This window comes from Neobacillus niacini (genome assembly GCF_030817695.1).
GTDB classification, from domain to species: domain Bacteria; phylum Bacillota; class Bacilli; order Bacillales; family Cytobacillaceae; genus Neobacillus; species Neobacillus niacini_F.
The window spans coordinates 4493218-4518802 of record NZ_JAUSZQ010000002.1 but is presented as its reverse complement, the minus strand read 5'-3'; the positions used below and the strand labels follow the sequence as shown (position 1 = coordinate 4518802).

Annotated in this window: 26 protein-coding genes and 1 riboswitch; of the genes, 17 read left to right on the top strand and 9 right to left on the bottom strand. The window is 37.7% G+C overall.

What is annotated here, in order from left to right; genetic code table 11:
* The first annotated feature begins 5 nt into the window (after positions 1 to 5).
* The 7 genes from QFZ28_RS22840 to QFZ28_RS22810 all read left to right on the top strand — a co-directional run bounded on the left by QFZ28_RS22840 (position 6) and on the right by QFZ28_RS22810 (position 7970).
* A complete protein-coding gene (locus QFZ28_RS22840) occupies positions 6 to 1082 on the top strand; it encodes a YheC/YheD family endospore coat-associated protein (RefSeq protein WP_307196786.1) in 1077 nt (358 codons plus the stop codon).
* Positions 1083 to 1086: 4 nt separating this feature from the next.
* Positions 1087 to 2472 (top strand): UDP-N-acetylmuramoyl-tripeptide--D-alanyl-D-alanine ligase, encoded by a 1386-nt coding sequence (locus QFZ28_RS22835; protein WP_307196785.1) that lies wholly within the window; start codon positions 1087 to 1089, stop codon positions 2470 to 2472.
* A gap of 48 nt (positions 2473 to 2520) precedes the next feature.
* On the top strand, positions 2521 to 3531 hold the full coding sequence (locus QFZ28_RS22830) for a YheC/YheD family protein (RefSeq protein WP_307196784.1): 1011 nt from the start codon (positions 2521 to 2523) through the stop codon (positions 3529 to 3531).
* Positions 3532 to 3775: 244 nt separating this feature from the next.
* Complete coding sequence (locus QFZ28_RS22825; protein WP_307196783.1) at positions 3776 to 5332, top strand: fatty acid--CoA ligase family protein; 1557 nt, start codon at positions 3776 to 3778, stop codon at positions 5330 to 5332.
* 245 nt (positions 5333 to 5577) lie between these two features.
* Entirely contained in the window at positions 5578 to 6309 is a 732-nt protein-coding gene (locus QFZ28_RS22820; protein ID WP_307196782.1) for an AzlC family ABC transporter permease, read from the top strand.
* Positions 6299 to 6607, top strand: coding sequence for an AzlD domain-containing protein (locus QFZ28_RS22815; protein WP_307196781.1), 309 nt, complete (start codon positions 6299 to 6301; stop codon positions 6605 to 6607). Before QFZ28_RS22820 ends, QFZ28_RS22815 begins: the two co-directional genes overlap by 11 nt.
* Before the next feature lie 94 nt (positions 6608 to 6701).
* Positions 6702 to 7970: a M48 family metallopeptidase gene (locus tag QFZ28_RS22810; protein WP_307196780.1), complete on the top strand. Its 1269-nt coding sequence runs from the start codon at positions 6702 to 6704 to the stop codon at positions 7968 to 7970.
* 56 nt (positions 7971 to 8026) lie between these two features.
* Here the strand turns inward: QFZ28_RS22810 and QFZ28_RS22805 are convergent, their stop codons facing one another.
* The gene (locus QFZ28_RS22805; protein ID WP_307196779.1) at positions 8027 to 8260 is read right to left on the bottom strand and encodes an IDEAL domain-containing protein; all 234 of its coding nucleotides are present in this window, start codon (positions 8258 to 8260) and stop codon (positions 8027 to 8029) included.
* 190 nt (positions 8261 to 8450) lie between these two features.
* Here QFZ28_RS22805 and QFZ28_RS22800 point away from each other — a divergent pair, with 190 nt between their 5' ends.
* Positions 8451 to 9023 carry a competence protein ComK gene (locus QFZ28_RS22800; protein WP_307196778.1) on the top strand — a complete coding sequence of 191 codons (573 nt, stop codon included), beginning with the start codon at positions 8451 to 8453 and terminating at the stop codon, positions 9021 to 9023.
* A gap of 5 nt (positions 9024 to 9028) precedes the next feature.
* On the opposite strand, the gene QFZ28_RS22795 is transcribed toward QFZ28_RS22800, so the two are convergent.
* A complete protein-coding gene (locus QFZ28_RS22795) occupies positions 9029 to 9394 on the bottom strand; it encodes a hypothetical protein (RefSeq protein ID WP_307196777.1) in 366 nt (121 codons plus the stop codon).
* Positions 9395 to 9621: 227 nt separating this feature from the next.
* Here QFZ28_RS22795 and QFZ28_RS22790 point away from each other — a divergent pair, with 227 nt between their 5' ends.
* The 5 genes from QFZ28_RS22790 to addA all read left to right on the top strand — a co-directional run bounded on the left by QFZ28_RS22790 (position 9622) and on the right by addA (position 19274).
* A complete protein-coding gene (locus QFZ28_RS22790; protein WP_307196776.1) occupies positions 9622 to 10569 on the top strand; it encodes an LCP family protein in 948 nt (315 codons plus the stop codon).
* 43 nt (positions 10570 to 10612) lie between these two features.
* Positions 10613 to 11266, top strand: coding sequence for a TVP38/TMEM64 family protein (locus QFZ28_RS22785; protein ID WP_307196775.1), 654 nt, complete (start codon positions 10613 to 10615; stop codon positions 11264 to 11266).
* A 2-nt stretch (positions 11267 to 11268) separates the two neighbouring features.
* Positions 11269 to 11823, top strand: a complete 555-nt coding sequence (gene lepB, locus QFZ28_RS22780; RefSeq protein ID WP_307196774.1) for a signal peptidase I — start codon at positions 11269 to 11271, stop codon at positions 11821 to 11823.
* Positions 11824 to 11995: 172 nt separating this feature from the next.
* Complete coding sequence (gene addB / locus QFZ28_RS22775) at positions 11996 to 15490, top strand: helicase-exonuclease AddAB subunit AddB (RefSeq protein ID WP_307196773.1); 3495 nt, start codon at positions 11996 to 11998, stop codon at positions 15488 to 15490.
* The gene (gene addA / locus QFZ28_RS22770) at positions 15483 to 19274 is read left to right on the top strand and encodes a helicase-exonuclease AddAB subunit AddA (protein WP_307196772.1); all 3792 of its coding nucleotides are present in this window, start codon (positions 15483 to 15485) and stop codon (positions 19272 to 19274) included. Before addB ends, addA begins: the two co-directional genes overlap by 8 nt.
* A 40-nt stretch (positions 19275 to 19314) precedes the next feature.
* Here addA and QFZ28_RS22765 read toward each other — a convergent pair whose 3' ends face one another.
* From QFZ28_RS22765 to QFZ28_RS22740, 6 genes are read right to left on the bottom strand one after another with little or no spacing between them, the layout of a single operon-like run.
* Positions 19315 to 19533: a spore germination protein gene (locus QFZ28_RS22765; protein WP_251631743.1), complete on the bottom strand. Its 219-nt coding sequence runs from the start codon at positions 19531 to 19533 to the stop codon at positions 19315 to 19317.
* Between the two features lie 53 nt (positions 19534 to 19586).
* A complete protein-coding gene (locus tag QFZ28_RS22760) occupies positions 19587 to 19967 on the bottom strand; it encodes a spore germination protein GerPE (protein ID WP_307196771.1) in 381 nt (126 codons plus the stop codon).
* 12 nt (positions 19968 to 19979) lie between these two features.
* The gene (locus QFZ28_RS22755; protein ID WP_307196770.1) at positions 19980 to 20150 is read right to left on the bottom strand and encodes a spore gernimation protein GerPD; all 171 of its coding nucleotides are present in this window, start codon (positions 20148 to 20150) and stop codon (positions 19980 to 19982) included.
* Positions 20140 to 20760, bottom strand: coding sequence for a spore germination protein GerPC (gene gerPC, locus QFZ28_RS22750; RefSeq protein WP_307196769.1), 621 nt, complete (start codon positions 20758 to 20760; stop codon positions 20140 to 20142). The genes QFZ28_RS22755 and gerPC overlap by 11 nt, the downstream gene beginning before the upstream one ends.
* 9 nt (positions 20761 to 20769) lie before the next feature.
* Positions 20770 to 21006 carry a spore germination protein GerPB gene (locus QFZ28_RS22745; protein WP_307196768.1) on the bottom strand — a complete coding sequence of 79 codons (237 nt, stop codon included), beginning with the start codon at positions 21004 to 21006 and terminating at the stop codon, positions 20770 to 20772.
* A 16-nt stretch (positions 21007 to 21022) separates the two neighbouring features.
* Entirely contained in the window at positions 21023 to 21247 is a 225-nt protein-coding gene (locus tag QFZ28_RS22740; protein ID WP_307196767.1) for a spore germination protein, read from the bottom strand.
* Positions 21248 to 21475: 228 nt separating this feature from the next.
* Positions 21476 to 21562: riboswitch (cyclic di-GMP riboswitch) on the top strand.
* 206 nt (positions 21563 to 21768) lie between these two features.
* Between QFZ28_RS22740 and QFZ28_RS22735 the strand changes: the two genes are divergently transcribed.
* The 4 genes from QFZ28_RS22735 (at position 21769) to QFZ28_RS22720 (ending at position 23485) form a co-directional block, all read left to right on the top strand.
* Positions 21769 to 22377, top strand: a complete 609-nt coding sequence (locus QFZ28_RS22735) for an ATPase, T2SS/T4P/T4SS family (RefSeq protein ID WP_307196766.1) — start codon at positions 21769 to 21771, stop codon at positions 22375 to 22377.
* Between the two features lie 82 nt (positions 22378 to 22459).
* Complete coding sequence (locus tag QFZ28_RS22730; protein WP_307196765.1) at positions 22460 to 22819, top strand: YisL family protein; 360 nt, start codon at positions 22460 to 22462, stop codon at positions 22817 to 22819.
* Positions 22820 to 22938: 119 nt separating this feature from the next.
* Positions 22939 to 23211, top strand: a complete 273-nt coding sequence (locus QFZ28_RS22725; protein WP_307196764.1) for a ubiquitin-like small modifier protein 1 — start codon at positions 22939 to 22941, stop codon at positions 23209 to 23211.
* Positions 23204 to 23485, top strand: coding sequence for a hypothetical protein (locus QFZ28_RS22720; RefSeq protein WP_307196763.1), 282 nt, complete (start codon positions 23204 to 23206; stop codon positions 23483 to 23485). The genes QFZ28_RS22725 and QFZ28_RS22720 overlap by 8 nt, the downstream gene beginning before the upstream one ends.
* Before the next feature lie 56 nt (positions 23486 to 23541).
* Here the strand turns inward: QFZ28_RS22720 and QFZ28_RS22715 are convergent, their stop codons facing one another.
* The gene (locus QFZ28_RS22715; protein ID WP_307197097.1) at positions 23542 to 25371 is read right to left on the bottom strand and encodes an aldehyde ferredoxin oxidoreductase family protein; all 1830 of its coding nucleotides are present in this window, start codon (positions 25369 to 25371) and stop codon (positions 23542 to 23544) included.
* Positions 25372 to 25585: the final 214 nt, after the last annotated feature.

The window sequence follows — 25585 nt, the reverse complement described above, 5'->3', positions numbered from 1 at the left end:
GGAATATGAATACTCCGACCGTTGGTATATTAGTAGATGGGTTGATATATAGTGGAATTAAGACTAACGTGTCCTATTTTGAACATATCAGTTTTTATGAAGAGGCCTGTATACAATTTGGGCTGTGTCCTTGCTTTTTTCGATTAAAAGATATAACGATTGAGACTAATCAAATTAATGCGCTAGTAAAAGGTAACAAGGGAAAATATGAAATGAAAAAAATCGCCATACCTCAAATTATTCATAATCGTGGCCTTTTTTTTAGGAATGAATCAAAGTTAAAGATAAAGAACCTTCAGAAATCTGGGGTTATTATTTTTAATGATTGGAACCGTTATGGAAAATTGGACGTTCATAATATTCTTATGAAAAATGAAGAATTGCAGTCCCATTTGCCTGAAACGAAACGAGCAAGTTCAGGGAATTTCATCGAAATGATGGAGAAGCATAAAGCGCTAATCATTAAGCCGAATAGTGGAAGTCTAGGCGGCGGGGTCGTTATGGTCGAAAAAAAGGATAGTGAACTTTGGGAAGTTTACTACAACCAGAAGAGAGAGGCTTTTGCTACCGAATGGCCAGAAATCGTTCGTAAAAAGGTCTCAAATAAAAATTACATTATTCAGGAACGAATTCCTCTTGCTGAGTATCAAGGAAGCCCTTTTGACTTACGTGTTTCCGTTCAAAAAAATGGGATAGGAGAATGGCAGGTAACAGGTATGGTTGGTAAGGTTGCTAAAATAGGAAATTATGTAACCAATGTTGCAAAAGGTGGTACCTGTAAAACGCTCACTGAACTTTTAAACGATTTTTCTGACTTGGACTTTAACGAAGTCTACTACTCTATTGAAGACTTTTCAATTAAAGCTGTAACTGAATTAAATAAGTATTTCCCTTACCTTGCAGATGTTGGGCTGGATATAGGTTTAACTACTGAAGGTTTTCCAATGTTTATTGAATGTAATGGCCGCGATCTTAGAATAACATTTGGAAAAGCTAAAATGCATGAAGTATGGAATGCAACATATACCACACCAATAAGTTATGCGCGGTATCTTTTTGATTCCAAGATTGATGAGGAGTAATTTTATGAAGACTCTCAAACTTGCAGATATTGTTGAAGTGATAAATGGCAAAATGATTCAAGGAAACGCTGAATTTGAGATAAGCAAAGTTGCAAAAATGATAAAAAATATTAGTGAATATTCTATTTACTTTCATATGAATAAAAAAAGTATAAGTCCTGATTCCTTACTGGGAAAAAAGAATTATACAATTGTAACCGAAAATAAACATATTCTGACTTCGGTTGATCAATCGGCGTCGGTTATTTTGGTTGCAGATGGTAAGAAGGCATATTACCAGTTTATTGAATATTACCGAAACCTTTTTTCTATTCCGGTGATTGGCGTAACAGGAACATGTGGAAAAACAACCACAAAGGATATGATTAAGCATATTTTAAAACAATACTTACAAGTCCATTCCACGATGCTTAGTCAAAATGGTCTTCATTTAAATTTACACTATTTAATGGGAATAAATGAACAAACAGAAGCAGCTGTCTTTGAAATGGGGGTAGCCTACCCTGGAAATATTAAGTCGAGCGGAAAATATTTTAAACCAACTATCGGTATCATAACAAATATTGGTGAAGCACATCTAGAGGGGTGCAAAACGTTAGAAAAATATATAAGAGCAAAGGCAGAAATGTTAGAAGTTCTATCTGAAAAAGGAACATTAATTATTAATGCTGATGATACAAATATAAAAAGATTACCAACCGGTTTATTTAAAGGATGTGTACTTTCATTCGGTCAGCATCAGAAAGCTGATTTTAGTGCAGCTAATATTCGATATGAAGATGACAGGATGGTATATACATTACATGTTCATAAGACTCAATACGAGGTGGTTATTCCAGGATATGGCGAGCACAATGTTTATAACAGTCTAGCCGCCATCGCAGCAGTAAGCTTAATAGGAATTTCAATTCAAGATGCAATCAATAGGTTGAAGACGTTTAAAACAATGGAGCGTCATGTGAAACTGTATAACTCAAAAGGTATTTCCGTCATTGACGATACGTGGAGCTGTAATCCTAGTTCCGTAGTGTCAGCCTTAGAAGTTCTAAAAAATATATCTAATGGGAAAAAAGAGGTCCTTGTTCTTGGTAAAATGCAGCGTCTGGGATCACAATTAAAAAATCAGCACCTCAAAATAGGAGAAACGATTATGGATTACGGAGGAGTAGATTATTTAATTACCATTGGTCCCTCAGCAAAGCTAACAGGTGAAAAAGCGATTAGCTTAGGAATGGACCCAAGTAAGGTTCATTCCGTTGTAAATGCCGCTCAATTAGAATCCAAATTAGCTGAAATTGGTACGGAGGAGATGGTGATCCTATTTAAGATGTCACTTGGTAAAATGGATCACAGCTATCGTAGGGTCGTAGAAAAATACCGATTTTCTTAAATATTATTTACAAACAAATTTAGACACTTTTCTAAGGATGTGATGGATTTGCAAGGTATCGGTATGCTCCACTTCCGGAAAAATCCTGTAGATGTAAAAAAGGCGTATCCCTTTGCAGCCGTTGCGAAAATGGAGGGGATTCACTTTTTTTACTTTTCATTTAATAATGTGGACTTTGACATCATGAAGATTGATGGCTGGATGTATGAGGAAGGGAAGTGGATTCAAAAACAAGTAGATTTTCCTGCTGTTGTGATAAACAGTTGTAACCCAAAAACGGAGAACCAGACTAAAATATTAAAGAAGTTAAAAAAATATGCCATTTTAACAAGCTTTCCTGTAGGGAACAAATTGAAAGTGTACAAAAAAGTGAAAAAAGCAAAAGTGTTCGCCTCTTATCTAATTCCTTCCACTACGCTGCACAAGCCTGCAGAACTTATTTCATTTCTAAAAAATCAGCCGAAAGCCGTAATAAAACCTTTATCTGGAAATCATGGGAAAAAGGTGTTTTTTATTGAAAAAACGGAGGAACAGTATAAAGTAACAGAACAATTCAACACAATGTATATGAATGAAAAAGAACTTAACAGATACTTTCAGCCAATTATTACGGGACAAAAGTTTCTGATGCAGCCATTCATTGAATGTAAAACAAAAAATGGTCTTACGTATGATTTTAGATTACATGTTCAAAAAAATGGTGAAGGGAAATGGGAAATCAACTTGATTTATCCTAGAATAAGTGGAAATGCAAAAATGATTAGTAATATAAGCAGTGGCGGCTACCGCGGAGAATTAGCCTCCTTTTTAAAAGATGAATTTGGTGAGGATTCGAAAAAGATCAAGGAAAGCCTTGAGGTTTTTGCTTTAACCTTTTCTGCTCATTTTGATACTTTATATGAACATTCCTTTGATGAGCTTGGTATAGATGTTGGTATGGATGCAAACCAAAGATTGTGGATGTTTGAAGTGAATTGGAGACCAGGTTCAAAGAACAGAGAATTTGAAGTTGCCAAACGCCTTATTCCTTATTGTAAATATCTTATAAATAAAAATTGAATACCTTATAATGAAGCACAAGAATGGAGCATGCCTTTTAAGGTCATACAAATCCCCCTTCTTATTAACAGACTGATAAAAGGTGAGTAGGAAGGGGATTGTGTTATGGATAGTTGTAGAGGTGGAAATTTGATGAATCTCTTAAAAGTTTTACTTGAATACTTAAATTTCTTTAAATATAATATATTTAGAAAATTTTTACGATTTAGTGAATGAGTATTCATTCACAAAAAGGAGGGAAATTATGAATTTATTAACTAGACTTCGGGAAACTGCTAAAAACGCAGCAGGCAAAACGGCCTATTATTTTATGGGACAAGGTACTACATATGCTGAATTGGATGGGACGATTACAAAATTCGCGTCCGGGCTTGAAAAGTTAGGAGTTAAACAAGGTGATCACGTTGCTTTGTTACTTGGGAACTCGCCTCATTTTGTCATTGGCTTATACGGGGCTTTGAGGTTAGGAGCCACGGTCATCCCAGTTAATCCTATTTATACAGCAGATGAAATTGGGTACATTTTAAATAACGGTGATGTAAAACTTGTTGTTGCGCTAGATATGGCGATTCCATTAGCAGAAAAAGTCCATGCCTTCCTGCCTAAGGTAAAGAAGTTTGTATTCTGTGAAACTAGTGAAAATGGTATTTCTCAGCATAATGTTGAATCTCTCACACTTTACTCTAAAATGAAATCGTTTACAGAAGTAATTGCCTCTGGTGATCTCACCTACCAAGGCCCAGAGCTGAAAGATGATGACACAGCGATTATTCTTTATACTTCGGGGACTACAGGGAAACCAAAAGGTGCGATGTTAACCCACAAAAATTTATATAGCAATGCCAGCGATGTAGCCGATTATTTAAGGATGAATGATCAAGACCGTGTCATCACTATCCTTCCTATGTTCCATGTATTCTGTTTAACAGTGGCTTTAAACGCACCATTATTAAGTGGAGCTACCTTGTTGATCGCTCCAAAGTTTAGTCCTAAGGAAATTTTTGAATTAGCAAAAGAGTTTGAAGCGACGATTTTTGCAGGGGTACCAACGATGTATAATTTCTTATACCAATACCCCGAAGGCAATCCTGAAGATTTTAAATCTCTAAGATTATGTATATCTGGCGGTGCTTCATTACCTGTTGCCCTGCTTAATAACTTTGAGAAGAAATTCAATGTCCGGGTTTCTGAAGGTTATGGTCTATCTGAGGCCTCCCCAGTTACGTGCTTCAATCCACTGGACCGCCCGCGTAAAGCCGGTTCAATCGGAACTTCTATCCTCCATGTTGAGAACAAAATTGTCAATGAACTGGGAGAGGAACTTCCAGTTGGGGCAGTGGGTGAATTAATTGTATCTGGTCCGAATGTCATGAAAGGCTATTACAAAATGCCTGAAGAAACAGCAGCTGCCATACGTAATGGCTGGTTATATACAGGTGATTTAGCAAGAATGGATGAAGATGGATATTTTTACATCGTGGATAGAAAGAAAGATTTGATTATTGTCGGCGGTTTTAATGTCTATCCTCGTGAGGTGGAAGAAGTGCTGTATAATCATCCTGATGTAGTAGAAGCAGCGGTACTTGGTGTGCCAGATTCAAATCTCGGAGAAGCAGTTAAATGCTATGTTGTGAGCAAAAATCCGAATACGACTGAAGAGCAATTACTTGAGTATTGCCGAGAACATTTAGCCAAGTATAAAGTTCCTGCTTCGATTGAATTCTTGGAAGAACTTCCAAAGAATACAACAGGTAAAATATTAAGAAGAGCACTAAAAACTCAAATTACTCACACCGTTTAAAAACATAATGGATAAAAGGGAAAACATGGCAGAATTCTCGCCATGTTTTTTTATTTCATTATTTTTGAAAATTTGATAAAATTTACTTTTGATTCAAGGAATAAAGAAGTCTAGCTTCAGGCGCCATCGACTCGAGGCATAAGCCAATCCGTCAAGAAGGTTAAAGAGCAACCTTCATGCCGGCTCGTCTTATGCTTGTCGCCGATAGGCAGGCGCCTTACGCTTTCTATAGGAGGGGGATAAAGTTGTCTGATTTTGCAATTGGAAAAGAATCTACTGAATTTAAAAAGGGTTTACAGGCAGGGATCAGCATTGGTATTGGTTATTTTCCCATTGCTTTGACTTTTGGACTTCTTGCAAAAACATCAGGACTTTCTATTTATGAATCAGTATTAATGAGCATGGTGGTATTTGCAGGGGCGTCACAATATATTTCATTAAGCCTGCTGGCCTATGGGACAGGGATATTAGAAATTGTATTAACTACGTTCATTGTGAACATTCGTCATTTTTTAATGTCAACTTCTTTAACTGAAAAGTGTGAAGATGACCATCTTGGCAATAAAATGCTGTATTCATTTGGAATTACGGATGAGACATTTTCAGTCGTGGCAACGAGAGAAGAGACAGCGACTACTGGTTTTATGTTTGGTGTCAATTTATTGGCCTATTCAAGTTGGGTTATTTTTACAGGGATTGGTCATTTGATAGGGGCAAGTCTTCCGCAAACATTACAAGAAAGTATGGGCGTGGCGCTTTATGCCATGTTTATTGGACTCTTAGTTCCTTCTCTAAAAAAAAGTGCGAAGGTGTTATTTCTAGCCTCCTTAGCTGCGATATTTAATACGATTTTTACCATTGGCGGCTTTATGGCACAAGGATGGTCAATTGTTACCTCCACCATTTTATCGGCGGTTATGATTGAACTGATAGAAGTGATAAAAGCAAGGCATTGGGGTGTAAAGCATGAAAAGTGAAATAGTATGGATGATTATTGGAATGGGATTAGTTACATATATACCAAGGATGCTTCCGTTTGTTTTGTTTAAGGGTATGGAGCTGCCGCCATTTATCCAAGGTGTACTAAAAAATGTTCCATACGCAACCCTTGGTGCACTAATATTCCCTGCGATTTTATTTCTTCAAAAAGAGGATATTTGGTATGGAATCGCAGGTGCTGCCGCTGCCTTTGTTGCTGCCTTTTTAGGGGCAAACGTTATCGTTGTAGTTCTAGGTTCGATTACAGTCCTTGCTCTCTATTCTTATTTTCTCTAAGTCGGTATAGCCCGGCTTTTTTTAGTTCTAAATCTGAACTTTATAACTAAACTAAGTATAGAGAGGTTGTACAAAAAGGGGGACAAAACATTACATGGTTAGGAAAATGGGATTCTATGCAGTTTTGGCCTATGTGATATATGGGTTGTTTTTTTATTGGTATTTATTCCACTTTGCAGACTCAAGCTTGCCCTTTGAATATCAAGGAACGAAAGCCGATCCTGCGACTTTTTTAAATGGCAGGGAATTAATGTTAAGTGAAGAGTATTCAAAAATAAGAAATTTGCTATTTTTTCTTTCTACACCCTTTGAATGGCTTTTTTACTTTCTGATTTTATTATTTGGCCTTTCGAAGGCTTTCAAATCGTGGGCAGAAAGTTCGTCCAAGTTTAAGCTGCTGCAAACGCCTATTTACCTTATTTGGCTTTCATTTTTTGCTTTCCTGGCTACATTGCCTCTAAGCTATATTAGTTACACCTTGTCAAAAACGTATAACATTTCAACACAAACCTTCGCCTCTTGGATGAAGGAGGAGTTAATCGATTTTTGGATTAATTACGGGACTTTACTGATTATTGTTCCAGTTTTATATTGGCTCATGAAAAAAAGCGTTAAACGCTGGTGGCTCTATGCCTGGATATTGTCTATACCTTTTACATTGTTTTTGATGTTTTTACAGCCCGTCATCATCGACCCGTTATATAATGATTTTTATCCTTTGAAAAATAAAGAATTGGAAACCAAAATATTAGCATTAGCAGATAAGGCGCAAATTCCTGCCGAACATGTTTTTGAAGTGAATATGTCCAAGGAGACAAATTCCTTAAATGCTTATGTATCAGGGATTGGCTCGAACGCAAGGATTGTACTATGGGATACAACACTTAATAAATTATCCGATGATCAAATTTTATTTATCATGGCCCATGAAATCTGTCATTATGTTGAAAAGCATATTTATATCGGAATCGCTTTATATTTATTGTTCTCACTTATTGGTTTGTATCTAACGTATCGAATCATGAATTGGGTAATCGCGCGATATGGAAATGAACTAAAGATACCGGAAGTAAAAGATATTCGTTCCTTGCCGCTCTTTTTCATGATTATATCAATGCTCCTGTTTGCCTCCAGTCCTTTCTCTAATCTAATTTCTCGTTATGAGGAAACCAGAGCTGACAGATATGCGATTAATATGACCCAGAATCCTGAGGCTGCTATAACATCTTTCCAGGAATTAACCCGCTCGGGATTAAGCCAAGTTAACCCGCCTTTATTGGTGAAGATATTCCGTTACAGTCATCCTTCTATGCTTGAACGCATTTCTATGCTAGAAGAGTATGAAGTAAAACAACGTAAATAAAAATGGGAAAGGAGAGTTTATTCTCCTTTCCCATTTTTATTTTAACTAGTGTCTGTTTACGTTCCGAGTCGTTTGTTTATCTCAACTAATTTCTTTGATAAAAGGTAAAACTTTTGTTTATCCCGATGGTCAATCGCACAGTCAATTTTTTTTAGGAGTTTTTCTTTTTCAACATTTAATTGAATCTCTGATAATAGCATATCAATGTACAAATCTTGGACATAGTTCTCTTTCCCTTGACGTTTCATGGCACCAATTTTCATTAATTCCGTGTATGATTTCTCATTCATCAAAATCACCTCGATGCTTTTTAATATTATATGGGTTTTTTTTAAGAATATCAACGAATATTTATAATCTTCAGTTTTATTTTTTCTGTAATAACTTTGTGAATAAATTCGCAACAATTCAGAAAAATAAATAAACCATAAAACAAACATGATATGATTAATAAAATTGCTTAAGGGAGTTGAAACTATTTTGAAGCTAAAACAAATTGAAGAATATGAGGTAAATCCATTTACGATGTTCGTTAAACCCATCGCGTATGGCAGTAAAATTTATTCGGAGATTTTCGAAGTAGAGGATGAATTTTTATCCCCCTTTAAACCGCTCGATATTATAAAAAATAGTTGTGAATACTATGGGAGTGATTATGAGGGTCGCAGGAATGGTACAAAACAGTTAGTTGGTTATGCCCATAAGATTCCAATTGCAATTGATCCTACAAACCGCATTTTTTTCTTCCCTACCACATCACCAAGCCGTCAAGAATGTATTTGGATTTCCCATGAACATGTAAAAGATTACGATCGAATTAATCCCCAAGAAACGTTAATTCATTTTAATAATAATCAGTCATTTACATTCCCTATTTCGTGCAGTACGATTATTTCTCAACTGGAGAGAACAGCTTATTTAAGAACGAAGTTAATGCAAAGAATTGAATACAATGAAAAAAAATCTTTTTATTTATTACAACGGCCAAAGGCCATGGAGGCATCAGAAGATACTTACCAATATGGTAAACGGAAGATTAAGGATAAATATTAAACATCTTAACGGGACAGATACTGCCTTAGAAAATAGAACTCCATCAATTCTTGAACTTTATTGCGTATTCTTGGATTAAAGTAATTATGTGCTTCTTCATACCCTTTATATAAGAACATATACATAGTAAAGGCATCGTCCCGTTTTGTTTCAATCACTTTTAGGTTATTCTTCTTCATATATTGTTTCACTTCTGCTAATTCCTTTTGAATGCTTTTCATTGTTTCTTCAATTAATTGTAAATAGGGTTTTTTTAATTTAAATGGACTGTTTTCTACAACAGTTAAATCACGATTTAAGACAATTAATACCATCGGCAAATAGATGGCTTTTTCCATTATATTACGATCCTCTTCTGGAATCCTGGTCATCCTATCCACGGCCCCTTTTTAATCTTTTTTAGAACATTTGTTCTTATTTATCATACTAAAGTCTTATTGAGAACGCAATGCTTAAAAGCTTGCGTTTTTTTATTTGCAAAATTTGGTGCTTGTATGAGAAAGTTTTTGATAGAAGGATATTTTCTCGGGGAAAATGAATTATATATAGACAGAATAAATTTGTCCTTAAAAATATGACACAGATGGGTGAATCCGGTATGAGATATGAAAGACACAAAAAAAAGAAAAAAAGAAAATCGACCTCTATCGTATTAGTCTTGCTGGTGCTGTTTGGGGCAACTGCAGGTTATGCATATTATCAGTATAAACAAGGAGTTAATCAATCATTAGAGAAAATTAATAATGAGGAAAATAACGTTAACGAAGAAGTTTACACCTTTGAAGGTAAAAAGGATCAATATGGGGCCACTAATATCCTTTTATTAGGAAGCGATGCTAGAGAAGGTGAGGAAGTATCGAGGGCCGATACAATAATGATTGCGCATTATAACGAGGACAAAGGAACTTATAAGCTAACTTCTATCATGAGAGATATTTATGTAAATATTCCAGGTGAGGGTAAGCACAAAATCAATTCTGCCTTTATGCGCGGCGGTCCTGAACTGATGAGAAAGACAATCAAACAAAACTTTGATATTGATTTACAGTATTATGCAATCGTTGACTTTGAAGGTTTTGTGCAGTTAATTGATGAAGCGTTTCCTAGAGGGGTTGAGATTAACGTTGAAAAGAGAATGGAAGATTATATTGAGGTTCCACTCAATCCAGGACTTCAAAGGTTAAATGGGGAGCAAATGCTTAGTTTTGTTCGTTTTCGACATGATGCGATAGGTGACTTTGGGAGAGTTGAACGTCAGCAGCAAGCACTTCAGGCGATAAGTGATCAGCTTTCAGGCATTCAAACGCTGCCGAAACTGCCTAAATTAATAGGTGTGGTTACACCTTATATCAACACAAATATGGATACCGGAGATATATTGTTTATGGCGAAGGATTTCTTTGCAAAGGATAGAGGAAATATTCAGACCTTTAGAATTCCAATTGAAAATGGATATGAAGATGCACAAATAAAAGGGGAAGGTTCTGTTTTGGATTTAGATTTAGAGATGAATAGGGAAGCTTTTCACCAATTCTTAACTCAATAATCCAATTAATCAGCAATCATGCAATAAGGTAAGGAGCAATCATATGGACTTGGAAGCAATCAAGACTTGGTTCACACTAGAAAATATAATGGACTTAATTCAAGAGTACCGGTCCTTTGGACCATTACCCGGAATAGTGCTGCCCATGATTGAAGCATTTCTACCGTTTCTGCCATTGTTTATATTTATAATGGCTAATGCTAGTGCTTTTGGGCTGTGGCTGGGATTTTTATATTCTTGGCTGGGGTCTTGTTTGGGAGCGCTGCTGCTATTCTTGCTTATCAGGAAGTACGGACAAAAGAGAATTTTTTCTTTTCTATCAAGACACCCAAAGGTCCAAAAGCTGATGGACTGGGTAGATCAGCATGGTTTTGGACCGCTCTTTTTGCTCCTTTGTTTCCCGTTTACACCATCTGTTGTTGTAAATGTGGTAGCAGCTTTTTCGAAAATCAGTATTTATCAATACATGTTAGCTGTCGCAATTGGCAAAATGGTGATGATTTTTACCATTAGTTTTGTTGGCTATGATCTTCAATCCTTGATTACTCGGCCTTACCGTAGCGGCATAGTTTTTCTAGTTATTTTTATTCTTTGGTATGTTGGAAAAAGAGTTGAAGTAAGATTGAATAAGAGAATGGAAAATGACCATAATGAGGAGATAAATAGAGGTAAAGAGCTGAAGAAAAGGAGGAGTTAAAAGTGAATATTGAATGGAAAAAAGAGGGGATTGAATGGATTAAAGCATTTGCAATTGGGATTATTATTTTTGCTTTTATACGAACTTTTTTCTTTTCTAATTATGTTGTTGAGGGAGAATCGATGATGCCCACCCTCCAGGATGGGAACAAATTAGTAGTCAATAAGTTAGGCTACCAAATTAGTGATTTAAGCCGTTTTGATGTGATTGTTTTTCATGCAAATGAGAGAGAGGATTTCGTTAAGCGGGTGATTGGGCTTCCAGGGGATAAAATCGAGTTTAAAGACGATCAATTATATATCAATGGACAAAAGTATAAGGAACCATTTTTATCTGTTTATAAGCAAGAAATACCCGGTGTCAAACTCACAGGCGATTTTAGCTTAAAGGAAATTACAGGTGAAAGTACTGTACCAGAAGGAAAGCTATTTGTACTAGGAGATAATCGTTTGGGCAGCTGGGACAGCCGGCATTTTGGGTTCATTTCTGTTAACCAGGTTGTAGGAAAAGTCGACCTCCGTTACTGGCCGCTAAACGAAATGGATGTTCAATTCTAAATAAGAATAGATAGAAACCTGAGAGTACGATGATAGTATCGTCTCTTTTTTGTTTAAAAATTACCATTACTGGTTTAAATCTATATGAGGTGTTCCAAACGTTTGTGCTCTTTTTGTGATAAAATGAATATATAAAGTTTATTGAATGGTAGTCGGAAAGCGGGGAAGAAACATGTCTTTTAGAATGGTAACCGGAAGGTCGGGAAGTGGTAAAACACAAATGTGTATGAATGAAATACAAGACCGGCTGCTGGAAAATCCAGATGGAGCACCGATTATTTATATTGTTCCGGAACAGATGACCTTTTCAACAGAATATCGTTTGGCTACGAATCCAATACTTGGTGGTATGATTCGGGCGCAAGTGTACAGTTTTTCAAGATTAGCTTGGAGGATATTGCAGGAGACTGGGGGCATTAGCCGCTATCATTTAAGCAGTGTAGGGATAAGCATGCTCATCCGAAAAATTATAGAAGATAAAAAAGACGAGTTAAAATTGTTCCATCGTGCGGCTGATAAAAACGGTTTTGTTCAGCAAGTTGAACAAATGATTACTGAATTTAAACGTTATTGTATTACACCGGAAGAAATCATTCAAAAGGCTGAAATGAGCAATGGAAATAGTGAAAATGCTTCTAGAGCCTTGCAGGATAAATTAAATGATTTAGAGATTATATATAGACAGTTTGAGGATGAAGTCTTTGGGAAGTATATCGATTCCGAAGATTATTTTCGTTTGCTTTCAGAAAAAACCTCGGAATCAACCTACTTAAAAGAGGCCGAAATCTATATAGATGGATTTTATAGCTTTACACCACAAGAATACTTGGTCATAAAAGAGTTAATGAGACATTGTCAGAGAGTAACAATTACCATGACCACTGACAGGACTTCCTTTGAAACGGTGCCGGATGAATTGGATTTATTTCGATTATCCAGTGATGCTTGCTGCACTTTATACGATTTGGCAAAAGTTGAAGGAATCGAGATGGAGCCTACAATCTTTTTAAAGCAGCAGCAGAAATGGAATCAGTTATCCTTACAGCATTTAGAGAGTCATTTTGATAGCAGACCTGCGGCGCCCTATTATGGAAAAACAGATATCCATATTGGTCAAGCAGTTAATCGCAGAGCGGAGATTGAGGGAATAGCACGCGAAATACTTCAGTTGGTTCGGACAAAGAATTATCGTTATAAAGACCTGGCCCTATTGATAAGAAATGGCAGCGATTATCATGAAATCGTAGAGCCTGTTTTCTCTGATTATCAAATTCCCTATTTTATTGACCAAAAGAGCACAATGCTGAATCACCCATTGATAGAATTAATCCGGTCAACCTTGGAAGTAATTCAATCATTTTGGCGTTATGAGCCTGTTTTTAGAGTAATCAAAACGGAATTGATATACCCGCTCCAGGAAAACCCAGAGAGAATGCGGGGAAAAATGGATAGACTAGAAAACTATGTACTTGCTTATGGAATTAAGGGCAGTAAATGGACGAGTAAAGACCGATGGACGTACCGCCGCTTCAAGGGACTTGAAATGGAAGCAAATGTACAAACAGACGCTGAGAAAGAAATAGAACAGCAATTGAATGAATTAAAACTTATGGTAACAGCTCCGATACTTCGATTATCAAGAAGGCTAAAAAAAGCAGATACAGGCCGGAAACTTTGTGAAGCCATCTATTTATATCTAGAAGAATTAGATATTCCTTCAAAACTGGAAAATTGGAAAGTAGAAGCTGAACAAAAAGGCAATCTTGTAAAAATGCGTGAGCATGATCAGGTTTGGAATGCCTGTATCGATCTCTTAGACCAATATGTTGAAATTTTAGGGGATGAAGCTGTTTCTCTAAAGTCATTCTCTACTATCTTGGAAGCAGGATTTGAATCACTCTATTTTTCACTTATTCCTCCGGCTCTAGATCAGGTGATCATCGGAGATTTGGAAAAATCTCGACTAACAGACATAAAAACTGCCTTTATTGTTGGTGTTAATGAGGGGGTATTACCTGCAAAAATTGCCGATGAAGGGATATTATCTGATGATGATCGTGAGATGTTACTTGCTGCAGATCTAATAGTAGCTCCAAGCAGCAGAACACGCTTATTGGATGAGAATTTTATAGCTTATAAAGCCCTAACTACACCGTCAGAATCTCTTTATGTGAGTTATCCGCTTGCCAATGATGAAGGAAAGGCATTAATAGCTTCATCTTATATTAAGAGATTGAAAGATATGTATCCAAATCTAGAAGAACATTTTTATGGTGCCGTTCCTGCTGAACTAACAGAAGAAGCGCAGTTAAACTTTATTACCAATCACAAAACAACTCTATCTTACCTGACCTCACAGCTTCAATTGAAAAAGCGTAATTATCCTATATCCGATTTGTGGTGGGATGTTTATAACATATATATTAACGGCGAGTGGAAGCAGAGAGCAGAGAAAGTATTTTCAAGTCTCTTCTATACCAACCAGACGGTACAGCTTTCAAAGGAAACTGCAGACGAATTGTATGGTGATACGATACAGGCTAGTGTTTCGCGAATGGAATTGTATAATGGCTGTGCCTTTTCACATTTTGCACAGCATGGGTTAAAGCTTCGTGAACGGCAGGTTTATCGTTTGGAAGCTCCTGACATAGGGGAATTATTTCATGCTGCTTTAAAGCATATTTCTGATTTTGTAAATGAGCAAAGACTTAGCTGGGCAGCTCTTACAAAGAAACAATGTGAAGAACTGGCCAGGGAGGCAGTGAATGCTTTAGCTCCCAAGCTCCAAAATGAGATTCTATTAAGCTCAGAGCGTCATCATTATATCAAACGAAAATTAGAACAAATTATTACCCGTGCCTCTCAAGTATTAAGCGAACATGCGAAAGTGAGTGGATTCTCGCCAATCGGATTAGAATTGAGCTTTGGACGAAATGGCAAGCTCCCGCCATTAACGTTTTTATTAAAAAATGGAAAACGAATGGAATTAGCTGGCCGTATCGACAGGGTCGATCAAGCAAAGGGTGAAAATGATAATACTTACCTACGTGTAATTGATTATAAATCGAGTGAAAAGGACGTTAACCTTAACGAGGTATATTATGGACTAGCCCTGCAAATGTTAACCTACTTAGATATCGTCATTACCCATTCTGACGAACTGGTAGAAATGAAAGCAAGCCCTGCAGGAGTCCTATATTTCCATGTCCATAACCCGTTAATAAGTACCTCCAAATTATTGACGATTGATGAAATTGAAAAGGAAATCATGAAAAAATTCAAGATGAACGGTTTAATGGTAGGTGACCCTGATGTCCTCAAGATGATGGACCAAACACTTGAATCAGGTGATTCACAGATTATTTCGGCGGGGATTAAAAAAGACGGCAATTTGACGAAGAAATCAAAAGTAGCGAGTCTAAATGAATTCAATGATTTAAGGAATTATGTTCGAAGGCTCTATCAAACTACCGGAGAGGCTATAGTGGATGGTCAAGTGGCTATTACTCCATATAAACTGAAAGACAAAACACCATGTACATTTTGTGCTTACAAATCAGTATGTCAATTTGATGAGTCCATTGAAAATCATTATCGAATTCTAACACCGCAGCCCAAGGAAACAATTTTTGAGCTAATTCGAAAGGAGGTTGGGGCAAATGAGTAGTTTTGTAATACCTCCTAAACCTGAGGGAGCCACCTGGACGGAAGACCAATGGAAAGCGATTATGGGTAAAAATAAAGATATTCTTGTTGCAGCCGCAGCAGGCTCTGGTAAAACGGCTGTTCTGGTCGAACGAATCATCCAAAAGATTCTTTCAGAAGAAGATCCTATTGATGTCGATGAGCTTTTAGTAGTAACATTTACGAACGCATCTGCTGCGGAAATACGTCATCGAATTGGAGAAGCATTGGAAAAAGCGATTAATAAGGATCCAGGATCGCGCCATTTACGAAAGCAGCTTAGCTTATTAAATAAAGCCTCGATTTCGACTCTTCACTCCTTTTGTATGGAGGTTATAAGAAAATACTATTATCTAATTGATGTCGATCCTGGATTCAGAATTGCCGATGAGACAGAGGCACAGTTAATTAGGGATGAAGTCATGGACGAACTGTTTGAAGAGGAGTATGGAAAAAAGGATAATGAGCCTTTTTTTCGGTTGGTAGACTCCTTTACCAGTGACCGGAGCGATAGTGCTCTAATGGATATCGTCAGGGATATTTATGATTTTGCAAGGTCAAACCCTTTGCCTAGTCATTATCTACAGTCAATGATTGCTATGTATGATGTTTCTGCTATATCAAATCTCGAAGAATTACCCTTCATACAAGCGCTTATTTTTGACATTGAACTTCAATTAGAAGGTGCAAAGGAAATGATTGAGCGCGGACTGGAAGTAACGAAGCTTCCAGGTGGTCCGGCACCGAGGGCAGAAAACTTTCTTGATGATCTAAATGTGATTAATACTCTTATCCAGGCGAACCGTGACTCGTGGTCAGCACTTTACAATGCGATGCAGACTTGGTCATTTTCACGAGCGAAACAAGTAAAAGGGGATCACTTTGATAAAGAGTTGACGGAAAAGGCTCAAAAGCTTCGTGATAAGGCTAAAAAGAAAATTCAGGATATTAAAGAAGAACTTTTTCTAAGAAAACCTGAAGGCTTCTTACGAGATATGGAAGAAATGCGCCCGCTCATTGAAACGCTTGTCCATTTAGTCACAGTTTTTTCTGAGCGCTTTGAGAAAGCAAAACGAGAAAAGGGGCTTGTGGATTATGCCGATCTGGAACATTATTGCCTAGAAATATTAACAGGGGAAATAACTGCTGTAGGAGAGTTTCATCCATCGCAAGCGGCATTAGCTTATCGCCATCATTTTAATGAAGTTTTTGTGGATGAATATCAAGATGTGAATATGGTTCAGGAAACCATTTTAAAGCTAGTTGCAAAAGAAGATGAGACGAATGGTAATCTGTTCATGGTTGGCGACGTCAAACAGTCAATCTATCGTTTTCGTTTAGCAGAGCCGAACTTATTTTTAGGAAAATATAATCGTTTCAGACAGGACGGTAATGGTACAGGATTGCGAATTGATCTTGCACGTAATTTTAGAAGCCGGAAAGAAGTACTAGAAGGTACAAATTATTTATTTAAACAAATCATGGGTGTCAAGGTAGGAGAAATCGAATATGATGAAGCTGCTGAACTACGGCCGGGGGCACCGTATCCTGAAGATGAACCATTCCCAATTGAGCTATTGCTTATTGACCAAAATAATGATAGTAAAGAATCACTTACAGAGGCAGCTGAATCAGAAACGGAGGTAGTACCTTCTGAATTTGATGAAGTCGATTTAGAAAAATCACAGCTTGAAGCAAGAGTGATGGCTTCAAAAATTAAACAATTAATTGCAAATGAAACCAAGGTTTATAATCCCAAAACAAATTCTTACCGTCCGATTATGTATCGTGATATGGTGATTCTGCTTCGTTCCATGACCTGGGCACCACAAATCATGGAGGAATTTAAACAACAAGGGATTCCGATTTATGCGAACCTTTCCTCTGGATATTTTGAGGCAACGGAAGTAGCCATCATGATGTCGCTGCTAAGAGTGATTGATAACCCATTTCAAGATATCCCATTGGCTTCTGTATTACGTTCGCCTATCGTCGGATTGAACGAAGAGGAACTGGCGCAAATACGTCTGTACAACAAGGGGACTTTTTGGGAGTCTGTTAAAAAGTTCTGCCGCAGCAGCCCGACAGAAAAAACAGAACCTTTATACGAAAAGGTGCGCCGTTTCTATGACCATTTGGAACAATGGCGTTCTATGGCTCGCCAGGGGTCACTCTCAGAATTGATCTGGCAGCTTTACCGGGATACACTGTTTTATGACTTTGCGGGCGGTTTGCCTGGAGGTAAGCAGCGGCAGGCTAATTTACGAGCTTTGTATGATCGGGCAAGGCAATATGAGCAAACCTCGTTCCGAGGGCTATTCCGCTTTCTGCGTTTTGTTGAGAGAATGATTGAAAGAGGAGATGACCTTGGAGCAGCTCGAGCGCTTGGAGAGCAGGAAGATGTTGTGCGGATTATGACCATTCACAGCAGCAAAGGTCTTGAATTTCCAGTCGTTTTCATTGCTGGATTGTCGCGTAATTTTAATATGTCTGATATGCGTAAACCTTATATGCTTGATAAAGAGTACGGCTTTGCTGCAAAATATGTAAATGTGGAAAAACGAATTTCCTATCCATCTTTACCTCAAATTGCTTTTAAGCGCAGAAAGAAGATGGAAATGCTCGCAGAAGAAATGCGGGTCCTTTATGTGGCGTTGACACGTGCCAAGGAAAAGCTATATTTGACAGGTACGTTAAAGGAAGCGGACAAAAAAATAGAGCAGTGGACCGATGTTTCTACTAATACGAATTGGCTGCTCAAGGATTATGAAAGGGCAGCAGCAGGCTGTTATATGGATTGGGTAGGACCAGCACTGATTCGGCACCAGGACAGTATAGAACTAAGGAAGATAGGGATTCAAAACCTGCTTGTTCCCGATGAGATTTCCTGTCACCCATCTGCATGGAAAATTACAGTAATGAATGCCGATGAGATTAAAAATTGGGAAGCAGCGAAAAGCATGGAGGAGGATACCTTTTTAGAAAAGGTGGAGAATCAGGAAACGATACACGTAACATCGCCTTATAGAGAGGAAATTCATTCACGCTTAACATGGGAGTATTCCTTTGCCAATGCCTCGACCCATCGCTCGAAGCAGTCGGTATCTGAAATCAAGCGCCAGCGTGAGATGTCCGATGAGCATAGTAGTACTGAATTATTAAGCAGATTTAAAAATTCCATCACCAAACGACCTAAGTTTATGCAGGAAAAGGCGCTTAGCCCTGCTGAAAGAGGGACTGCTTTGCATATGGTCATGCAGCATGTGGATTTGACAAGACCTGTTACGATAGAATCTGTAGAGGCACAAATCGTGTCAATGGTTAGTAATGAACTGTTAACCATAGAACAGGCTGAGGTCATTAATACTCAACTCATTGGGAAATTTTTTGAGTCAGATTTAGGCACGCGGATATTAAACGCAAAGGCAGTGAACCGTGAAATTCCATTTACGCTATCCTTGCCAGCGTCTGAAGTGTATCCAACTTGGAAGGATGAAGATGAATCAGTTTTTGTTCAAGGGATTATCGACTGTGTGTTTGAAGATGAAAATGGTCTTGTTCTTATTGACTTTAAATCGGACGGGATAAGTGATCGATATAAAGGTGGTTTTGAGCAGGCTAAACCCATACTTGAAAATCGTTACCGGCTGCAAATCAACCTATACACGAAAGCTCTGGAGAAAATTTGGAAGAGAAAAGTCAACGAAAGATATTTATTCTTCTTTGACGGTGCTCATATTTTAAAACTAGATGAAGAAAAGGAATAACAATATAAAAGACATAAACCGTGAGAGTTTATGTCTTTTATTAATTATTCCCGCCTATTGGCTGGTCGAGTAAATTTGCATCTAATACATTGGTACCGCTGATTCCGCTGGCTGTAAAAATGATTCCCCCTGTATTAAAACCTCCAGAACCTGCATTCGTTTTTGAGGCACTTTTTGGAGAGATGTAGACTGTATCCCCGAATTGAACAACACCACCACTTACATTCACAATCTGAACTGGACCAATGATTGCTGGCATTAACAACATCCTTTGCATTGTTTAATCCTTCATATCCTATGCCTAATATCCTGTTATTGTTCATCCTCAGTATGGAACAGCTGCCTAATATGCTTGACCCTGGCTTCCAGTGAGACGGTATCACTGTTCCCGACGTGCAGAATAGCAGACGATGACATAGCCAGAATAGAGATTGTATTGACTTTAATGATTGGAAGGGGATTATGAGTAGTTATAGTCAATCTTTCAGTAATTGGCAATAAAGGTATAGGTTCTGAAAACAAAGGATAGTTTGAAAAGTTTCCTTCTTTTCCATAAAACATATCAGCTTCCCTCTGCACCGCTAAAGCTCGTGAAAAACCATTAATAATTCGAGAATCACCAAGCTGGATGGTGGAGGCAAAAGAGGCAGAGGTCACTTTCATGGTGTTAACGACAGAAGACCTTTGAAGCATATTTTTTCCTGCCTAAAATAATGGCACAAATGGCCCAATGATGAGTGATTCTGCTGGAGTGTCGAAGGTTGAAGCCAGTTGAATAGTTTGTGTGTCGCCTACCATTACGAGTGAAGCACTTGCAACGCCTAGAATTCTAATTGTATCAACATGAAGGTCTCGATTATATACTTCAAAGTTCATTTTGTGTGTTCATTCCTTTCACGTTCTCCGGTAAATGATTAATAAATATTAGAATACCTTTTCTGATTTCCAGTTTAAGTAATTCAATAATGCTTTCCTCCGTACTTTGTCCGCCTTCATCATTATTGGCTGCAGTATTTTGTACATGGTAGTCAATCCTGGCTGGAAGCTGTTTCATGATATCTTGTTTGATAAAATCTAAATAGGAATCATCTAAACGAACATTTAATTGTTGTTGGATTTCCTTAAATAGTGCTGGAAGTTCAGTTTCTAAATACTGATAAATAGATTCTTCAATTTTCATAGACCGCTGCATTTGTGCCTTAGGATGGATAGGTGTATTTAAGGATTGATTTTGTACAGCAAAATCTTCAATATTTGCCAAATCCGATGGATTTAGTCCAATGTTTAATGTTCCATCCAGAGTTTCGACCTTTAATTGATCGAATTTGTATTCAATTTTATCGACCTTAATACTAGGCTTTTCCTTTAATTGCTTCATTTCTTCCTGAAGTTTCTGAATGGTCTGTTCTAGTACAGCAATCCTATGTTCCTGTGTTTGTAAAGTCATTTGAACCCATTGAAGAAGTTGGGAATAATCCTGATACATACCATCACCTCATTGTGTATCATCTTCTCTCCCAGCACCTGCCAAAGGCACTGCAATACTAGATTGGCCATTTGTTGTTTGAGTGCTGCCTGCCTTTGGGGCTGGCTTTGTAAAACCTCCTGTATTATATAAGTAAGAGGCTGGTTTGATAATTCCAGCACTGCCGATTTGCAGAACAGAAGAATTAGTAATACTGCTAATTTTTATAAAGTTAATTTGTATAGACTGTTGTATATAAAAATTCATGTAGACCACCTATTCCCTATGCATTAAGAACGATTCCTTGATCGATACCATCTGAATCGTTTGTGTTTGTATTACTTAAATTATTATTATGAACAACTAAACTCTCACCCGTATTAAAGGACCCAGCACCGGAGAAAGTTTTGGCAGAAGAGAACGGCATGATTTTATAGACATCTCCAATATGAAAAACAGAACTGCTGCCAAGTGATATGACTTGTGCAACTCCTACAATTGCTGGCATCAACAACACCCTTTACTTTTTTTCTCCTAATATCGTATGTATGGATTGGTGTAATGTGATTCATTCGCCCAAAAAAGTAAAGCTAATCTTAATAGGTTGGGAAAATTATATAATTAGGTAGTATTACCTATATGTTTTTAAAAAATGATATAATAGTAGGATATAAGATGAGTACAAAAGGACTTATGATAGATTTAAGAGATCAGTCGGAAATATAAAGACACTGATTCTCGATAAAGGCAAAACTGATGAAAATCAGTGACGCAAAGCTAAAGGGGCTAAGGTGCTTTCGCACTACGCCAGCCAGTTACCGAAAGAACAGGGTGTTTTTTGTAGATAACAGCATTGTTTACATAGGTCTTTCTATGTACATTGTTGTCCTTCATTTGTTAACCCCCCTTTCGGTAAAGGCGGGGTATATTTATTTTGTTTCTTCGAACCCTGCCTAACCGTTCATATCTTTTTTATGTTTTGTGAGCAAATTGGTTTTCAAAAAAACAAAAACAAGGCGGGTGCAATCAATGGGGCTATTAAAACAAATCCAACATAATAATCAGAGACAAGGTGTAGAGCAGAAATTATACAAGTCAGCAAGGCTGACCATTAAAAGGAATTCATGGAAACCTCTAGAGCTGCAGGACCTTATTCGTAACGGGACCATGTCAAAAGAAATGGCCCTCTTCCTCTGTACATGTGTCAAATCTAGATTAAATATTCTAGTAAGCGGAGGAACAGGGTCAGGCAAAACAACCCTTGTCAATGCCCTTTCCAGTTTCGTTCCAAAAGAGGAAAGGAACTTAATTGGAGATGTTCGTGGTAAAGATGTACGTGACATACTTCGGAAAGAAAACAAAAAGATTGATGGTTTTCTTGCAACAGGTCATTCCAGTAGTCCAAGTAATATGATTGACCGTTTAGAAATAATTGCCTATCTTGAAGGGATGAATTTGCCTATTACAGCAATTAGGGAAAAAATTGCTGGTACAATTGACATCATTGTCCACCTTTCACGATTAAATGGTGACATAAGAAAAATTACAAAGATAACAGAGGTTCAGGGAATCGAAGGGGAAAATATTGTGCTTAGAGACATTTTTACTGTTAATCCTCTTGAAGGTTCTTATTATTAGAGTCTATTTTATTTAGGATTTTGGTTATGCCTATGGTATGATAGTGTTGCTAAAAGCTATTGATACATAGGAGGAAGATTAAATGATTCACGGTCACGTTACTGCTTGGGTGTTAGCCCTAATTTTGTTTATTGTCGCCATATTTTTATTAAAAGGCGGAAAAGAAAAGGGCGCAAAAATTGTCCGTATGATCCTGCGTGTGCTTTATCTGCTAATCATTGCAACAGGTGTTGGTCTAATTTTCATGCTGTCCAATATTGATTTGTTGTATGTGCTAAAAGCGGTAGTAGGGATATGGGTAATTGGTTTATTTGAAATGATCCTTAGTAAGGTTGCACAAAATAGAAAAACTTCAGTTTTATGGATACAGTTTGTTATCGCCTTCTTACTTGTATTGTATTTAGGGTTTGATAAACTGCCTATGTCGATTTTTTATGTATAACATCGCTTAGTAAAAAGAGCTGTCGGGTTCACTCCCCGGCAGCTCTTTCTTCGTTAAAAAAGGATGACAATTATTGCAAATAGTTTTACTATTTAAGTAAGGGGAGAGGAGTGTTTGATATGCTGGTTAGAGTGTTTGCTAATCTCCGGCAAATTTGCGGCGGAGTTGGGGTTGAGGTTAACCCAGACGGTCAACGGGTAATTGATGTATTGGATAAGATGGTTGAAATGTTTCCTGATTTGAAGGGAGAAATATTTACTCCTGAAAAAGAGCTGCTTCCATTTGTTCATGTTTTTATAAACGGGAGAAATATTATTCATTTGGATGGTCTTGAGACCATTGTAAAAGATAGCGATCAATTTGCACTATTTCCTCCTGTGGCAGGTGGTTAATGTGCCGCAGCAGGAATTAGAGTTTCGTGGAATAAATAGAAAGCACCTAGGAATGTATTTTGAAGAGTTAGGCGCTAAACAAATTACAGATCAATTTCCTTACATATATAAATCTGAACACTGGTATGGTGAAATAATAAGGGAAGAGGAGCTTTCAATTACTTCTACATTTAAAGTCAATTGTGTTTATATTCGGTTTTATGCCTCAAGTGACATCACGCTTAAAGAGCTGATCAAAAATTATCGGGTGAAAACAAGAAGGATAGGCGGATAGTTAATTTCCAAACAAAAGGCTTCTGCACAATATGCAGAAGCCTTCGATTTCTTTTATTATACTAACTGATTTTCCGGGTCGATAATCTCAAGCTCACGAAGCTTCGCTTCGGTAACTTTTCCAGCCTCCCAGCCGCGTACTTGGTAGTACTCTTTAAGCATAATATCCATACGGCTGACCTCACCTGCACTATTACCAGATGCAGGATCCTCGGTGAAACGTTTTGGCAGATAATCATCTTCTTCTTTATCGAATCCAGCGAGGTTATTATAATAACGTTCAAGATTATATATTCTTTCCCCAGCCTTCATCACATCATCAGCTGTCATCGGAATACCAGTCATAGCACTATATTGCTCTGCATAATGCTCGGCATTTTCCGAGAAGGAAGAAAACTTACAAATATTCATAGAATCAGAGAAAGCAAGCATATCTTGGAATACTTTTAATAACTCACCTTTTCCTTCTGGCTTAAGGCGGTCTGTAGGCTCTGGAATACCGGCAATTTCACTGGCAACCGTATAGCCGCGTAAATGACAGGCTCCGCGGTTACTAGTTGCATAACCGAGACCAATCCCTTGAATACCACGTGGGTCATATGCAGGAATTGATTGTCCCTTTACAGACATAGAAAGTTCTGGTGCACCCCAAGAAGCTGCTGCTTTTGCAGGACCTTCAGCAAGGATGCCGCCGAAGCCTTCACGGAATGCAATCTTCTTCGTTAGGTCAATCATGGAATCCGCATCGCCCCAGATTAGCTCTTCCGTAATCAGCCCTTTTTCATAGGCTTCCATCGTAACGGAGAAGCAGTGGCCTAGTTCAATGGTATCAAGACCGTACTCATTACAGCGGTCAATCAGATAAGAAATGGCCTCGGCATCGCTTAATAAGCAGTTAGAGCCAAGTGACCAAGCAGATTCAAACTCAATACTTTCAACTCTAGTTTTATATTTCCCATCCTTGACTTCAACTTCGATTTTACAGCCTACAGGACATGCATGACACGTATTATTTTTAATAAGTAAATGCTCGTTGACATATTCACCACTGTGCTTTTCTGCCTCATCCCAATGAGTGAACTGGGAGTTCTTTGTTGGAAGTGCTCCAACCTCATTGATAATATTGGTTAATACGTTTGTACCGTAAACGGAAAGACCACCTTTATTTGGTGCCGTTAATCCGCCGTCAAGAATAGCCTTTACTGCCTTTTTGTTCGCCTCTTTATACTCAGTTTCTAACTTAGGCTGCGGCATATTTCCTTTTTGAGGTGCCTTAATTACAACCGCTTTCAATTTTTTATAGCCAGCAACAGCAGCTGTTCCACCACGTCCAGCTGCGCGGTCATGCTCGTTAATAAAGGAAGCGAACTTAACTGTGTTTTCACCGGCTTGACCAATCGTCATGACACTAAGATCTTGTTCGCCATATCTAGCTTGCATCGTTTTAACTGTGTCTCTTGTTCCTTTGCCCCATAAGTCAGACGCATCACGCAGTTCCGCCTTACCATCTTCGATATAAAGATAAACAGGCTTGTCACTTTTCCCTGTAAGGATGATGTTATCGACACCTGCCCATTTTAAGCGTGCTGCAGTCCATCCACCCATATGAGAGTCCGTAACGGTTCCCGTTAACGGAGACTTCGTCACAACACAAAGACGTCCACTCATCGAAGAACGTGAACCGGTTACAGGACCAGTCATAATACAAAGCATATTTTCAGGAGATAATGGCTCAACTTCCGGCCCATTGTCAAGTACATATTTTACGCCAAGACCACGGCCGCCAATGTACTTTTTTGCATCCTCTTCGTTAATAGGTCTGTAATTAATCGTACCAGCTGTTAAATCAACTACCACTTCTTTGTTTAAGAAACCACCTAAATTCAATGTTTTTCCCTCTCTTTCATTAATAAATTGAAGCTTATCTCCCATTTATATTAAAAAATATGAATAGGATATTCCTCTCAAAATTAATAAATAAACCCAATTTCTATTATACAATCATTTATATATATTTAATATTTAAAGTTTTCAAAATTTCAATTAAAATTAACGTAGATTACTAGTCTCGGTAAAATGTACTATCAATCTAGAAAAGAGG